14 protein-coding genes are annotated in these 14,024 nt (G+C 69.4%); 6 read left to right on the top strand and 8 right to left on the bottom strand.

The genetic code is table 11. From position 1 onward, the window contains the following. The 6 genes from J5F18_RS17135 to J5F18_RS17110 all read left to right on the top strand — a co-directional run. Positions 1-731 (top strand): ABC transporter substrate-binding protein (locus J5F18_RS17135; protein ID WP_346299744.1); only part of this gene is annotated, 731 nt, incomplete at its 5' end. A 91-nt stretch (positions 732-822) separates the two neighbouring features. Further along, a complete protein-coding gene (locus tag J5F18_RS17130) occupies positions 823-1,818 on the top strand; it encodes an ABC transporter permease (protein WP_346299743.1) in 996 nt (331 codons plus the stop codon). 11 nt (positions 1,819-1,829) lie between these two features. Then, entirely contained in the window at positions 1,830-2,978 is a 1,149-nt protein-coding gene (locus tag J5F18_RS17125) for an ABC transporter permease (RefSeq protein WP_346299742.1), read from the top strand. 5 nt (positions 2,979-2,983) lie between these two features. Next, positions 2,984-4,624, top strand: coding sequence for an ABC transporter ATP-binding protein (locus J5F18_RS17120; RefSeq protein ID WP_346299741.1), 1,641 nt, complete (start codon positions 2,984-2,986; stop codon positions 4,622-4,624). A 61-nt stretch (positions 4,625-4,685) separates the two neighbouring features. Further along, the gene (locus tag J5F18_RS17115) at positions 4,686-6,812 is read left to right on the top strand and encodes an alpha-galactosidase (protein ID WP_346299740.1); all 2,127 of its coding nucleotides are present in this window, start codon (positions 4,686-4,688) and stop codon (positions 6,810-6,812) included. 109 nt (positions 6,813-6,921) lie between these two features. Then, entirely contained in the window at positions 6,922-7,725 is an 804-nt protein-coding gene (locus J5F18_RS17110; protein WP_346299739.1) for a helix-turn-helix domain-containing protein, read from the top strand. Here J5F18_RS17110 and mgrA read toward each other — a convergent pair. From mgrA to J5F18_RS17070, 8 genes are all read right to left on the bottom strand, one after another. Next, positions 7,686-8,726 (bottom strand): L-glyceraldehyde 3-phosphate reductase, encoded by a 1,041-nt coding sequence (gene mgrA / locus J5F18_RS17105; RefSeq protein ID WP_346299738.1) that lies wholly within the window; start codon positions 8,724-8,726, stop codon positions 7,686-7,688. The two genes, J5F18_RS17110 and mgrA, sit on opposite strands and share 40 nt — an antisense overlap. Positions 8,727-8,831: 105 nt before the next feature. Continuing rightward, the gene (locus tag J5F18_RS17100) at positions 8,832-9,002 is read right to left on the bottom strand and encodes a hypothetical protein (protein WP_346299737.1); all 171 of its coding nucleotides are present in this window, start codon (positions 9,000-9,002) and stop codon (positions 8,832-8,834) included. Positions 9,003-9,162: 160 nt separating this feature from the next. Continuing rightward, on the bottom strand, positions 9,163-10,047 hold the full coding sequence (locus J5F18_RS17095; protein WP_346299736.1) for an SMP-30/gluconolactonase/LRE family protein: 885 nt from the start codon (positions 10,045-10,047) through the stop codon (positions 9,163-9,165). Further along, complete coding sequence (locus J5F18_RS17090; protein WP_346299735.1) at positions 10,044-10,655, bottom strand: 2-dehydro-3-deoxy-6-phosphogalactonate aldolase; 612 nt, start codon at positions 10,653-10,655, stop codon at positions 10,044-10,046. Before J5F18_RS17090 ends, J5F18_RS17095 begins: the two co-directional genes overlap by 4 nt. A gap of 23 nt (positions 10,656-10,678) precedes the next feature. Continuing rightward, entirely contained in the window at positions 10,679-11,647 is a 969-nt protein-coding gene (locus J5F18_RS17085; protein WP_346299734.1) for a 2-dehydro-3-deoxygalactonokinase, read from the bottom strand. Continuing rightward, positions 11,644-12,414, bottom strand: a complete 771-nt coding sequence (locus J5F18_RS17080) for an SDR family oxidoreductase (protein WP_346299733.1) — start codon at positions 12,412-12,414, stop codon at positions 11,644-11,646. Before J5F18_RS17080 ends, J5F18_RS17085 begins: the two co-directional genes overlap by 4 nt. Positions 12,415-12,438: 24 nt before the next feature. Further along, the gene (gene dgoD / locus J5F18_RS17075; protein WP_346299732.1) at positions 12,439-13,587 is read right to left on the bottom strand and encodes a galactonate dehydratase; all 1,149 of its coding nucleotides are present in this window, start codon (positions 13,585-13,587) and stop codon (positions 12,439-12,441) included. After that, positions 13,584-14,024 (bottom strand): FCD domain-containing protein (locus tag J5F18_RS17070; protein WP_346299731.1); only part of this gene is annotated, 441 nt, incomplete at its 5' end. The genes dgoD and J5F18_RS17070, both read right to left, overlap by 4 nt.

The raw sequence follows: 14,024 nt of genomic DNA, 5'->3' as shown, positions 1-14,024 counted from the left end.
CGGACGGTCCGGCGGTGGACGCGAGCTCGGTGGTCTTCTATGACCACGACCTCGCACTGGCCAACGCCCTGCTCGATGACCTGGGGCTCGTCGACACCACCGGCTCGAGCCTGCGCAACTGGAGCGAGGGGCCCATGGCGGAGCGCGATCTAGAGATCACCCTGCAGATCGTCAACGAGTACCCCACCGACGTGACCCTGGCCGAAGGCCTGGTCTCGATGTTCCGTGATATCGGCATCCGCCTGATCCCGAGGCCCATGAGCGGCACCGCCTTCGACAGCCGCGAGGGCAACGGCCAGTTCGACATGCTGATCCGGCGCGCCGACGACAACATCGTGCCGATCCAGACCGGTGACACCCTGGCGCCGCTGCATCGCAATACCCCGATGTGGCACCTGGGCAGCAGCGACTTCCCGCAGGCCCTGCAGCCCTTCGAGCAGGAGCTGGCGGAGCTGATGAATACCTACCGCAGCGAGACCGAGGGCGATCGCCAGGCCGAGTTGATCCATGAGTTCAACAGGACCTTCACCGAGAACCTCTACCAGATCGGCCTGACCAGCGTGCCCGGCGCCCTGATCGTCAACAAGCGGCTCAGGAACGTGCCGGCCGGGACCCCCATCCGCACCTACCAGTGGGCCGAGGATGCCCTGATCCGCGAGCGCCTCTGGGTGCCCGAGGGCGAGCAGGTCAACCAGTTGCGCCCCAACACCCTGCCGGTCCGCCAGCCCTGAGGGCCGGCCGGTCCCACTGCCAACCCGGCGAGCCCAGCCGGACGTCCCTGTGGGGACGTCCGACCCGAGCAGCTCGCCCAGGAGTCAGGACATGAACTATCTGATCCGACGGATACTCGGCGCCATCCCGCTGCTGATCGCGCTGAGCCTCATCTCCTTCGCGCTGATCCAGCTGCCGCCCGGCGACTACGCCGACCAGCTGCAGTCGCAGGCCATGTCCCAGGGCGGGCTGTCCCGGGAAGATGCCCAGGCCATGGCCGACGCCTACCGCGAGCGCTACGGCCTTGACCAGCCGATGATCGTCCAGTACCTCAACTGGATGAAGGGCATGCTCTTCCACGGCGACTTCGGCTACTCCTTTAGCCAGAACCAGCCGATCGCCGAGCTGGTCAAGGAGCGCCTGCCCATCACCCTGTTCATCGCCGGGCTGAGCCATGTGCTGGCCACGCTGATCGGCGCGGGGCTGGGCATCTATGCCGCCACCCGCCAGTACAAGCTCGGCGATACCCTCTCCGGGTTGATCTCCTTCATCGGCATGACCACGCCGCGCTTCATCATGGCGCTAGTGCTGCTCTACTGGCTGGTATTCGGACTCGGCCTGACCAACGTCTCGAGCCTCTTCTCGCCGGAGTTCCTCCTCGAGCCCTGGTCGATCGCCAAGTTTTTCGACCTGATGACCCATATCTGGCCGGTGCTGCTGATCGCGGTGTTCGGCGGCATGGCCTACAACCTGCGCGTGATGCGCAGCAACATGCTCGACGTGCTGCAGTCGCAGTACATCGAGACCGCCCGGGCCAAGGGCCTGTCGCGGCGCACCGTGGTGATGAAGCACGCCGTGCCCAACGCCTCCCATCCGCTGGTGATGTACCAGGGGGTGGCCCTGCCCTACATGATCGCCGGTGAGCTGGAGGTGGCCATCGTCTTCGCCCTGCCCACCGTCGGGCCGCTGATCGTCTCCGCCATGAACGCCCAGGACGTCTTCGTGGTGTCCACCTTCATGCTGCTGCTGGCCGTCACCCTGGTGATCGGCAACATCATCGCCGACGCCCTGCTGGTGTTGATCGACCCGCGGCTGCGCAAGCAATGAGGACCCCTCCGATGATGACTCACGCCTCGAACGCCACGCCGCCGGCCGCCGGCGCCGCACCAACCGATACCCACGAGCACAGCGGCGAGAGCTATCCGGCCCTGGTCTGGCGGCGCTTCCGTCGCAGCAGGCTGGCCCTGGTCGGCCTCGCCATGCTGCTCCTGCTGGTGATGCTGTCGGTCTTCGCCCCCTTCTTCGCCCCGGTGGACCCCACCGCCCGCAACAGCGCCAACAGCTATGGCCCGCCCCAAACGCTGAGCTGGTACAGCGAGGAGGAGGGCTTCAGCCTGCGCCCCTTCGTGCACCCTTACGAGGAGAGCTTCGATCCGGTCACCTATCAGCCGATCCTCGAGCCCGACACCGGCGAGCGCATCTACGTGACCTTCTTCGCCCGGGGGTGGGAATATACTTGGCTCGGCATCTCACTGAGCCGCCACCTGATCCAGCTGGAGGACGGCTCGCCCCTGCACCTGCTGGGCAGCGACGCCTTGGGGCGCGACCTCTTCAGCCGCATCCTGTTCGGCTCGCGCCTGACCCTGCTGCTCGGGGTGCTGGTGGTGGCCGTGTCGGTCACCGTGGGCACCCTGGTGGGCATCACCTCCGGCTACTTCGGCGGGCGCAAGGACAACCTGATCCAGCGCATCACCGAGCTGTTCCTGGCCTTCCCGGAGCTACCGCTGTTCCTGGCGCTGATCGCCATCCTGCCCCAGGCGGCCCAGGCCTCGACGCTGTTCCTCTTGATGGTGGGGATCCTCAGCATCCTCAAGTGGGCCCAACTGGCCCGGGAGGTGCGCGGCAAGGCGCTGAGCCTGGCCCAGCTCGACTACGTCAAGGCGGCCATCGCCTGCGGGGCCAGCGACAAGCGCATCATCCTGCGCCATATCCTGCCCAACGTGATGAGCCACGTGATCGTGGTGGCCACCATCCTGATCCCCAACGTGATCCTCGCCGAGAGCTTCCTGAGCTTCCTGGGCGTGGGCATCCAGGCGCCGCTGATCAGCCTGGGCCAGCTGCTCAACGCCGCGGCCGACTTCCAGGCGGTGGGCGCCTACCCCTGGCTGCTCTCCCCGGTGCTCTTCATCCTGCTGGCCGTGCTGGCGTTCAACGCCATCGGCGACGGCCTGCGCGACGCCATCGACCCCTACGGCAAGGTGAGGTGATCGACATGACCCGACACACGCAAGCGCTGTTGAACGCGGAGAACCTCAACGTCGCCTTCCGTACCGAAGGCGGATGGGTCCAGGCGGTGAAGGAGGCCTCCTTCACCATCGGCAAGGGCGAGCTGGTGGCCCTGGTGGGCGAGAGCGGTTCCGGCAAGTCGGTGACCGCCCGCACCCTGATGGGGCTCCTGCCCCAGAGCGCCCGCCTCGAGGCGGGCAGTTCGGTGAACTTCGCCGGCGAGGAGATCTCGCGCTACAGCGAGAAGCAGCTGATGGCGCTGCGCGGCAACCGTATCGCCATGATCTTCCAGGAGCCGATGACCTCGCTGAACCCGGTCTACACCATCGCCAGCCAGATCGGCGAGATGATCCGCGCCCACCGCCGGGTCACCCGACGGGAGGCCCGGGCGCGCACCCTGGAACTGCTCAGGGAGGTGGGGATTCCCCAGCCCGAGGAGCGCCTCGACCAGTACCCCCACCAGCTCTCCGGTGGCCAGCGTCAGCGGGTGATGATCGCCATGGCGCTGGCCAACGAGCCGGAGCTGCTGATCGCCGACGAGCCGACCACGGCGCTCGACGTCACCGTCCAGGCGCAGATCCTGCAGCTGATTCGCCGGCTGCAGCAGCGTCACGGCATGAGCGTGCTGCTGATCACCCACGACCTGACCATCGTCCAGCAGTATGCCGACCGGGTCTATGTGATGGAGAAGGGGCGGGTGGTGGAGGAGGGCGTCACCCGTGCCCTCTTCGACGCCCCCCGGCACCCCTATACCCGGATGCTGCTCGCCTCGGAGCCCAGCGGCAGCGCCGAGCCCATTCCCGCCGACAGCCCGCTGCTGCTGGAAGCCCGCAACATGCGGGTCAACTTCCGCATCGGCAAGAAGAAGCTGTTCAGCCGCAAGCCACGGCCACGCCTCAAGGCGGTGGACGACATCTCCCTGGCGCTCAGGCGTGGCGAGGCGCTGGGCATCGTCGGCGAGAGCGGTTCCGGCAAGACCACCTTGGGCCAGGCGATCCTCAGCCTGCTCAACGCCGATAGCCACGGCGAGGTGATCTTCGACGGCGAGCCGATCCACGCCCTGGATCGCGAAGCGATGCGGCCGCTGCGCAGGCGCATGCAGATCGTCTTCCAGGACCCCTACGCCTCCCTCAACCCGCGCATGACGGTGCGCCAGATCATCCACGAAGGCATGGAGATCAATCGCATCGGCGAGACCCGTGCCGAGCGCCACCGGCTGGCCGCCAAGGCGCTGGAGGATGCCGGCCTCGGCGCCTTCGCCCTGGAGCGCTTCCCCCACGAGTTCTCCGGGGGCCAGCGCCAGCGTATCGCCGTGGCCCGGGCCATCGCGCTGGAGCCCGAGTTCCTGCTGCTCGACGAGCCCACCTCGGCGCTGGATCTCACCGTGCAGCGCCAGATCATCGAGCTGCTCAAGGGGCTGCAGAAGAAGTACGGGCTCTCCTACCTGTTCATCAGCCACGACCTGCGGGTGGTGCGGGCGCTCTGCCAGCGGGTGATGGTGATGCAGGCCGGCCGCCTGGTGGAGGAGGGCCTCACCGAGCGGGTGATGAGCCAGCCGCGAGAGGCCTACACCCAGCGCCTGATCAAGGCCGCCTTCGAGGTGCGCCTCGACGAGGAGGCGGCCTGACGTCGCTACTGCCGTTGTTTTCGTGCCGCGAATCGAGCTCGCGGCCGTAAGGAGACATGACATGCAAGACTGGTATCACCTCAAGGGCACCCACAGCAGCCTGGTCATCGGCAGCGACGACGGCCAGGTGCCGCGGGTGCTGCACTGGGGCGCGCGGCTGGCCGACGACACGCCCCTCGAGCAGCTCGCCCTCTTGACCGACCCGCCGCATCCCAACGGCAGCGTCATGGATACCATTCCCCACCTCAGCCTGGTGCCCGAGCTGGGCCGCGGCTTCCACGGCGAGGCGGGCCTGATGGGCCATGCCGATCGCCGCCGCTGGGGCGGCCAGTTCCGCCTGGAGATCGCCGAGGCGGAGGGGGAGAGCGCCCTGACCTTCCGCTGCCGCGACGATCTGGCGGGCCTGGCGCTGGATCTGGAGGTCTCCCTCGACCCGGGTTGCGACGTGGTGACCCTGCAGGCGCGGCTCACCAACCTGGCCGAGGCGCCCTTCGAGCTGGACCACCTGGGCCTGTCGCTGCCGCTGCCTGCCCGGGCCGCGGAGCTGATCAGCTTCCACGGGCGCTGGATCCAGGAGTTCCTCACCCAGCGCCAGCCCTGGCCGATGAGCAAGCTGGTGCGCGAGAACCGCCGCGGCAAGACCTCCCACGACAGCTTCCCGGCGCTGATCGCCGGCGAGACGGGCTTCGCCGAACAGCGCGGCGAGGTGTGGGGCATCCACCTGGCCTGGAGCGGCAACCATCGCCTGGTGGCCGAGCGCCTGGTGGAGGGGCCGCGCCATATCCAGGCCGCCGAGTGGCTCTACCCCGGCGAGCTGCGCCTGGCCCAGGACGAGAGCTATGCCACCCCCAGGGTCTATGCCAGCTGGTCCGGCGAGGGGCTCAATCGGCTGTCCCGGCAGTTCCATCGCTGCCTGCGCGGCCTGATGGATCTCGATGTGCGACGCAAGCCGCGCCCGGTGCATCTCAACACCTGGGAAGGCTTCTACTTCGACCACAAGCCCGAGGAGCTCCTCGATCTGGTCGAGCAGGCGGCGAAGGTGGGCGTCGAGCGTTTCATCCTTGACGACGGCTGGTTCGGTAGGCGCGACGACGACCACGCCGGCCTCGGCGACTGGTTCGTCGACGAGCGCAAGCACCCCGGCGGGCTCGTCTATTTGATCGAGGCGGTCAAGGCGCGGGGCATGGAGTTCGGCCTCTGGTTCGAGCCGGAGATGGTCAATCCCGATTCCGAGCTGTTCCGCGCCCACCCCGACTGGATCCTCCAACTGGAGGGCTATGACCAGCCGCTGGGGCGCCACCAGTACGTGCTCGATCTCGCCCGGCCGGAGGTGTTCGACTACCTCTTCGAGCGGCTCGACCACTTCCTCTCGACCTACGACATCGCCTATATCAAGTGGGACATGAACCGCGACCTGGTCCAGCCGGGCAGCGGTGGCGTGCCCAGCGTGCATCGCCAGACCGAGGCCTTCTACCGGCTGGTGGCACAGCTGCGCGCCGCCCATCCCGAAGTGGAGATCGAGACCTGCGCCTCCGGCGGCGGGCGCATCGACTTCGAGGTGCTGCGTCACACCCAGCGGGTCTGGCTGTCGGACTGCATCGACCCCCTGGAGCGCCAGCGCATGCAGTACGGCGCCTCGCTGTTCCTGCCCCACGAGATCCTCGGCTCCCATATCAGCGCCAGCCCCGGCCACACCACCGGGCGGCGCCATGCCCTGGGCTATCGGCTGATCACCGCCATGTTCGGTCATATGGGCATGGAACTGGACGTGCGGGCCATGAGCGAGGCCGAGCAGGCCGGGGTGCGCGAGTTGGTCGACCGCTACAAGCACCACCGCGAGCTGCTACATACCGGCGACTTCACCCGTCTCGACACCGCCGACGAGGCGCTGCAGGCCTATGGCGTGGTGGCCGAGGACCGGAGCCGGGCGCTGTTCGCCGCCACCACCCTGGCGCTGCCCCGGCAGTTCCTGCTGCCGCCGCTGCGTCTGGCCGGGCTCGACCCGCTGCGCCGGTACCGGGTCGGCTTCTGGCTGCCGGAAGGGGCGCTGGGCCCCCAGCGTGAGGCCAGCGAGCTGCTGGCCCGGGGCGGGGGCGTCTTCTCCGGCGAGCTGCTGCAGCGCGTCGGCCTGCAACTGCCAGTGCTCCACCCGGAGGCGGCCATGCTGATCGAGGTGGCGGGTGTCTAGGCAGGCGGCGAAGTGGGCGTTGGCAACCCTTGGCCCGGTGGTTAGCATGGAGGCAGGGTCCGCCCGGCCGCCGTCGCCGCTGGGGGCCGGCGCCCCGGGGAGATCGTTCATGGCACCGCGCGGTGGTATCCAGGAAATCGAATCGCTGGACGAGGAGCTGCTCAATCGGCCCACGCTGTTCCACTACCGGCCCGATCAGGTCTATCTGGAGGCGGGGCGACCGGACAACATGCGCTGTCATCACTGGCACAGCCATGTGGAGCTCAACCTGCCGCTGGGTGATGGCGTGACCTACCTGATCAACGGCCGGGAGTTCCGCCTCCCGGCCGGTCACCTCGGCCTGTTCTGGGCTGCCATGCCCCACCGCCTGACCGAGCGCGGCGACTGCCACCGCATGCTGCTGGTCTATGTGCCGATCCAGATGTTCCTGAACTGGACTCTTGACGATGCCGTGACCGGCGATCTGATGGGCGGGGCGGTGCTCGCCTCCCGCAAGCCCTATGGGCTGGCCGTCGATCAGTTCGAGACCTGGCTGCAGGACTTCCGCGGGCGCGGCGAAGGGGGGCATGATCCGCGCTTGGGCAAGGTGCAGCAGATGCTCGAGTTCATCGCCGCCCACTACGACCAGCCGATCACTGCCGGCGAGGTGGCCGCCGTCGCCGAGCTCCATCCCCATTACGCCATGGGTCAGTTCAAGAAGGTGCTGCGCACCTCCATCAAGCAGTACATCAACGGGCTGCGCATCAACCAGGCCAAGGCGCTGCTGGCCGATACCGACCGGCCGATCCTCGATATCGCCCTGGCGGTGGGCTTCGGCTCCAGCAGCCGCTTCTACGAGGTATTCCAGCGCCAGTTGGAGATGACGCCCAGCGCCTATCGCAAGCGCTTTCGGGGCATCGGCGGCTCCCCCTGAGCCAGGATCGCCTCGATGCGTTCGAGCTCGATGTCGGCGAGGGGCGGCGCCTCGAGGGCGGCCACGCACTCCTCGATCTGCTCCGGGCGGCTGGCGCCGATCAGGGCGCTGGTCACCGCCTCATCGCGTAGCACCCAACTCAGTGCCAACTGCGCCAGGCGCTGGCCGCGTTCGGCGGCGATCACGTTCAGGCCACGTGCCTTCTCAATCCTCGCGATCACGTCGTCGGACGACAGGTAGATCTGCTCGTGGCGTGCGGCGCGCGAGCCCGCGGGGATGCCGGCCAGGTACTTGTCGGTGAGGATGCCCTGGGCGAGCGGCGAGAAGACGATGGCGCCGAGGCCCTCCCGGCGCAGGGTGTCGAGCAGCCCCGAACTCTCCAACCGGCGATCGAGCAGGTTATAGCGCGGCTGATGAATCAGCAGCGGGGTGCCCAGCTCGCGCAGCATACGGGTGGCCTGGGCGGTATGCTCGGGCGAATAGGACGAGATGCCCAGGTAGAGTGCCTTGCCCGAGCGCACGATCTGGTCCAGTGCCAGCATCGTCTCCTCCAGCGGCGTCTCCGCATCCGGGCAGTGGTGATAGAAGATGTCGACGTAGTCGAGGCCCAGGCGCCTCAGGCTCTGGTCGAGGCTCGCCAGCAGGTATTTTCGCGAGCCGCCGCTGCCGTAGGGGCCCGGCCACATGTCGTAGCCGGCCTTGGTGGAGACGATCAGCTCGTCCCGGTAGTGGCGGAAGTCCTGGTGGAAGAGACGGCCGAAGGTCTCCTCGGCGCTGCCGTAGGGCGGGCCGTAGTTGTTGGCCAGGTCGAAGTGGGTGACACCCAGGTCGAAGGCGCGGTGCAGCATGGCCCGGGCATTCTCGAGGGGATCGACGCCGCCGAAGTTCTGCCACAGGCCGAGCGAGAGCGCTGGTAGCTTGAGGCCGCTGCACCCGCAGCGTCGGTAGGGCATCTCGGCATAGCGGGACGCTCGAGTCGGGTAATAGGGATTGGGAGGCATGGGAAGACTCCAGGAAGGGCCACATGAAAACCCTGCGACCCGAGGGTGGCGGGGAAGGATCGAATCAGTAAGCCGCCACCCATCCCTTGGCGGCAGGGGCCTGGTTCAGAAAGCGTAGAAGAAACGCACCCGGGCGCCGTGGATCTCGTCGCGACCGCCGGCTTCGTTGGCGCGGGAAGAGGTGGCGGCGAAGGCGCGAGCTTCCTTCGCTGAATGACCACGTTGGCTACGATACGGGTGAGGGGAAACCGTCACCTCCGTCTTTTTGTCTGACATTTCCCGGAGGCTCATGTACTCGACCAAGGTCTAGTTTGGCGCGCTGTCCGGCCGGGGGAGGCCACACGATAACGGCCCTTCCCTGGGGGGGGAAGGGCCGTTCTGGGTGGTGGCGACGGGAGGGTGGGGGTGGGCGAGAGAGGGTGCGGGTGAGAGAGGATCAGCGCAGCCGCAGCGGCGGCTCGGCGACCCCCCTGACGCCCACCTCGGCCATGAAGAGGCCGCCGGCGTGGGGCTCCCGGGCGAGGGCGGCGGGGGAGAGGCCCTCCCGGGCGCTGGTGATATAGAGCCGTTCGAGGCGCGACCCGGAGAACACCGGGCAGGAGGGCTGGCTGACCGGCAGGCGCACCTCGCCGACCACGCGGCCGTCTTGGTCCAGGCGCACCACCCGGGAGGCACCCCACAGCGCCAGCCAGAGATGGCCCTCGGCATCCACCACGGCGCCGTCGGGGCCGCCGCCCTGGGCCGAGAGGTCGGCCCAGGGCGCCGGGTCGCCCACCGGCCAGCCCTGGTGGTCCAGCGCCCAGCGCATCACCACCCCGGTCGGGGTATCGGTGAACCAGGCGAACTCGCCGCCGGGCGAGAAGCAGATGGCGTTGGGGATGGTCAGGCCGCTGCGCAGTTTGACCAGCTCGCCCCGATGCAGGCGGTAGAGGCTGCCGGCGCCGGGTTCGGCGGCCTGGCCCATGCTGGAGAGCCACAGGCTGCCGTGGCGGTCGACCCGGCCGTCGTTGCTGCGTGTCAGCGGATCGTCGGCCTCGAAGTCGCCGACGCGCTCGAGGGCGCCGGTCGCCGGGTCGAATCGGCTGAGGCGGTCCTCGCCCACCAGCAGGGCGCCGCCGTCCTCGAGGGGGGCGGCCAGCGAGACCCGATGGTCGAGCTCGCGGTGGCCGGTGGCGCCAGAGGCTACCTCCAGCCAGTGCAGGCGCCGGCCGAGAATCTCGCACCAGTAGAGCCGTCCGCCGGCGGCGTGCCACTGGGGGCCTTCGCCCAGCGTGCAGCGGCTCTCCACGGCGAGCTCGGCCTGGAAGGTCGCCAGGCTCATGCTTCGCCTCCCGCGGCCTGCCAGGCCGCGACCAGCGCACGGGCCTGCTCGCCGACTCGAGTGGCGCTCTGGCCGGGCTGGTAGAGGGCGCTGCCGAGGCCGGCGCCATCGACGCCGGCGGCGCGCCAGGCGGCGAAGGTGTCCTCGCCGATGCCGCCCACGGCGTAGAGCCGGGTGCCCGCGGGCAGCACGGCGCGCACCGCCCGCATCCCCTCGAGGCCCACCTGGACGGCGGGAAAGAGCTTGAGGCCGGTGGCGCCGGCATCCAGGGCGTCGAAGGCCTCGGAGGGGGTGACGATTCCCGGCCAGCTCTGCATGCCCAGGCGGCGGGTCGCCTCGATCACCGCCGGGCGGCAGTTGGGCGAGACCACCAGCCGGCCGCCGGCGGCGTGGACGTCGCGCACCTGGTCGACCGTCAGCACGGTGCCGGCGCCCACCAGGGCGCCCTCGCCCAACGCCTCGGCCAGGCGGCGGATGCTCTCCAGGGGCTCGGGGGAGTTGAGCGGCACCTCGAGGGTGGTGATGCCGGCGGCGAGCACTGCCTCGCCCACCGCCACCGCCTCCTCGGGGGTGATTGCGCGCAGGATACCGATCAGGGGCAGGGTCATAGGGGGATCTCCAGGATGGATTCTCAGGCGCCGAAGGCTCGGTGGGCGAGTCCCAGGCCGGCCAGCACCGCGGCCTCGCCGTCCAGTCGGTGGCTCTCATGGCCCAGGGCGTCGAGGGCCAGGACATAACGGTCGCAGAGCGACTCATTGCCGATCAGGGTGACCGGTTCGCCGGCGGGCAAGTCGTTACCCATCCCGGCCAGCTCCAGGCCGACGGTGAGGCCCGAGAGGCGCGCGGCCAGCCGGGCGCCGCGGGCGTCGCCCTGGGGCAGGGTATCGTCGAGCAGGTCGGCGGCGCGCAGGCCGAAGAGCCTGGACGGATAGGTGGCGGGAGCCGCGGTGATCTCGCGTACCGCGCACACGAAGGCCTCGCGACAGCCGGGATCGCTTAGATTGTCTTTGTCGACGGCGTGGCCGAGGGAGTGCCTGAGCACCGACCGGCGGGCCAGCAGGCCGTAGAGCTCGCCGGTGAGGCAGGTGGTGAAACGGGTCACCACACCGGCTTCGAGGCGGGCCCACTTGGCGTGGGTGCCGGGCAGGCAGGCCAGACCGGTGAGCGCGGGCTCCTGGGCCACCAGCCCGGCCAGTTGGGTCTCCTCGCCGCGCATCACATCGAAGGCGCCCCCGGCGGTCTGGCAGAGCCCCGGCAGCAGCCGCACCTCCAGCCGCGGGTCGTCGAGGGGCGGGGCCACGGCGGCTCGGGCCAGGTCGTCCAGGCGGGTCGGCACCGGCAGGTAGGCGGCCTCCCGCCAGCCCTGGCGTGCGCCGGCCATGCCGCACACCCGCACCGGCACGCGCCCCATGGCGGGCAGCCATTCGCCGATCACCCGCTTGAGCTCGGTCTCATACTCGGCCGGGGTGAGCGAGAGCATGCCGCGCTCGCTGCCGGCGCGCGCCAGCACTTGGTCCCGGGTGTCCAGGGCCCAGGCGCGCAGGTTGCTGGAGCCCCAGTCCACGGCGATCCAGGCCAGGCGCTCGGCGATGGCCATCATGCCCGGCCTCCGTCCACCACCAGCTCCTGGCCGGTCATCATCCGGGAGGCCTTCGAAGCGAGGAACAGGCAAGGCCCGATCATGTCCGCCACCGGAATCGCCTCCTTGAGGCACTGCTGGTCCAGGCACGCCTGGAGGTCGGCGTCGTTGACCCAGAGTTCCCGCTGACGCTCGGTCATCACCCAGCCGGGGATCAGGCAGTTGACGCGGATGGCGTGGGGGCCGAGCTCCCGGGCCAGCGCCCGGGTCAGCCCCATGATCCCGGCCTTGGCCGTCACGTAGCTGGGGTAGCCGCCGAGGCCCAGCAGGTAGCTGTTGGACGACAGGTTGATGATGGCTCCGCCGCCCAGCTCGCGCATGTCGGGGGCGACCGCCTGGGCGGTGAAGAACTGCGGGCGCAGGTTGGTGGCGATGGCGTCGTCCCACTCCTCGACGCTCCAGTCATCAAGGCTGTGGCGGGTGTCCCGGGCGGCGTTGTTGACCAGCACTCCGATCGGGCCATGGGCCTGGCGGGCCTGGGCGATCGCCGCCTGGAGCGCCGCCACGTCGCGGATATCGCACTCGATAAACAGCGGCCGATTGGCGTATTTCGCCGCCATGGCGGCGCAGAAGTCGCCGGCGTCGGAGAGGCCGACGAAGGCCACCCTCGCCCCCTGGGCCAGGAATCCCTCCGTCAGCGCCGCGCCGATGCCCGAGCCGCCGCCGGTGATAAAGACGCTCTGGCCCTTCAGGTCGCCGAAGGTCAGATCGTGAAAGTCGAAGCTCATGGTCGTCTCCTTACTCCTCATCCCTCACCACTCCGCGATGGAGCCGTCTTCGTGGGTCCACACCGGGTTGCGCCAGCGGTGCCCCACCTTGGCGCGCTCCTCGACGAAGGCCTCGTCGATCTCCACGCCGAGCCCCGGGCCCTGGGGAATGGCGCAGAAGCCCTCCTCGATGGCCAGCGCCGACTTGTCCACCAGGTAGTCGAGCACGTCGTTGTCGCGGTTGTAGTGGATGCCCATGCTCTGCTCCTGGATGAAGGCGTTGTGGCTGACCGCATCCAGGTGCAGGGAGGCGGCCAGGGTCAGCGGGCCGAGCGGGCAGTGGGGCGCCAGTGCCACGTCATGGGCCGAGGCCAGGGCGGCGATCTTCAGCCCCTCGCTGATGCCGCCGCAGTGGGAGAGGTCGGGCTGGACGATATCGATCATGCCGTCGGCCAGCAGGTCGCGGAACTGGAAGCGGGTGTGCAGCCGCTCGCCGGTGGCCAGGGGGTAGCCGAGGCCGCCGGCGATCTGACCCAGGCAGGGCAGGTGCTCGGGGGCGACCGGCTCCTCGACGAACATCGGATGGAAGGGCTCCAGCTCGCGCAGCAGCGCCTTGGCCATGGGGCGATGCACCCGGCCGTGGAAGTCGATGGCGATGCCCACGTCCGGGCCCACGGCGTCTCGGGCCTCGGCCACCCGGGCCACCGCCTCGTCGACCTTGCGGTGGGAGTCGACGATCTGTAGTTCCGGCGTGCCGTTCATCTTGAAGGCGGTGAAGCCCTGCTCGACCAGGGCCCTGGCGCCGGCCCCCACGTCGCTGGGCCGATCGCCGCCGGTCCAGGCGTACATGCGCATCCTGTCGCGTACCGCGCCGCCCAGCAACTGGTGCACCGGCACCCCGAGATCGCGGCCCTTGAGATCCCAAAGCGCCTGATCGATGCCGGCGATGGCGCTCATAAGGATCGGGCCGCCGCGGTAGAAGCCGGCGCGGTACATCAGGTTCCACAGGTGTTCGATGCGGTGCGGGTCCTGGCCGATCAGGTAGTCGGCCAGCTCATGGACGGCGGCCTCCACGGTGGCGGCGCGGCCCTCGATGACCGGCTCGCCCCAGCCGTAGACGCCCGCGTCGGTCTCGATCTTGAGAAACAGCCAGCGCGGCGGTACCTGCCAGGTCTTGAGTCGGGTGATCTTCATGGGGATTCCTCGGGATGGGTCAGGCGTCGGTCGGCTCGGCGACGATGCCGAGGTCGATGGGTGCGGTGCAGCACCTCGCGGGCGGCGTGCTCGGCGGCGGCGGCGTCGCGGCGGCGGATCGCCGTCAACACCCGGGCGTGGCGGGCCAGGCTGTCGTCGAGGTTTGCGTGTTCCCGATGGACATGGGCCTGGGAGCTCTGGATCAGGGCGATGATCGAGGGGCGCAGCAGGTGGCCCATCTGACGCCACACCAGGTTGTGGCTGGCACGGTAGATGGCGTCGTGGAAGGCCACGTCGTAGTCGGCGTGCAGCTCATGGGCCTCGGGCTCGCCGGCGGTTCGGGTCATGCCCTGGAAGGCGGCCTCCAGGCGCTCGAGGTCCGCTGCCTCGGCGGCCGCGGCGGCGAGCCGCGCCACCACCGGCTCCGCCGAGTCGCG

It is taken from the genome of Halomonas sp. BM-2019 (assembly GCF_017584085.1).
Note: the sequence above shows the minus strand (reverse complement) of the source record. Positions and strands in the feature narration are given on the sequence as shown.

What these genes read in the sequence shown, in the direction of transcription:
- J5F18_RS17130 (WP_346299743.1), top strand. Translation starts at nt 823, where the DNA reads ATGAACTATCTGATCCGACGGATACTCGGCGCCATCCCGCTGCTGATC.
- J5F18_RS17125 (WP_346299742.1), top strand. Translation starts at nt 1,830, where the DNA reads ATGATGACTCACGCCTCGAACGCCACGCCGCCGGCCGCCGGCGCCGCA.
- J5F18_RS17120 (WP_346299741.1), top strand. Translation starts at nt 2,984, where the DNA reads ATGACCCGACACACGCAAGCGCTGTTGAACGCGGAGAACCTCAACGTC.
- J5F18_RS17115 (WP_346299740.1), top strand. Translation starts at nt 4,686, where the DNA reads ATGCAAGACTGGTATCACCTCAAGGGCACCCACAGCAGCCTGGTCATC.
- J5F18_RS17110 (WP_346299739.1), top strand. Translation starts at nt 6,922, where the DNA reads ATGGCACCGCGCGGTGGTATCCAGGAAATCGAATCGCTGGACGAGGAG.
- mgrA (WP_346299738.1), bottom strand. Translation starts at nt 8,726, where the DNA reads ATGCCTCCCAATCCCTATTACCCGACTCGAGCGTCCCGCTATGCCGAG.
- J5F18_RS17100 (WP_346299737.1), bottom strand. Translation starts at nt 9,002, where the DNA reads ATGTCAGACAAAAAGACGGAGGTGACGGTTTCCCCTCACCCGTATCGT.
- J5F18_RS17095 (WP_346299736.1), bottom strand. Translation starts at nt 10,047, where the DNA reads ATGAGCCTGGCGACCTTCCAGGCCGAGCTCGCCGTGGAGAGCCGCTGC.
- J5F18_RS17090 (WP_346299735.1), bottom strand. Translation starts at nt 10,655, where the DNA reads ATGACCCTGCCCCTGATCGGTATCCTGCGCGCAATCACCCCCGAGGAG.
- J5F18_RS17085 (WP_346299734.1), bottom strand. Translation starts at nt 11,647, where the DNA reads ATGATGGCCATCGCCGAGCGCCTGGCCTGGATCGCCGTGGACTGGGGC.
- J5F18_RS17080 (WP_346299733.1), bottom strand. Translation starts at nt 12,414, where the DNA reads ATGAGCTTCGACTTTCACGATCTGACCTTCGGCGACCTGAAGGGCCAG.
- dgoD (WP_346299732.1), bottom strand. Translation starts at nt 13,587, where the DNA reads ATGAAGATCACCCGACTCAAGACCTGGCAGGTACCGCCGCGCTGGCTG.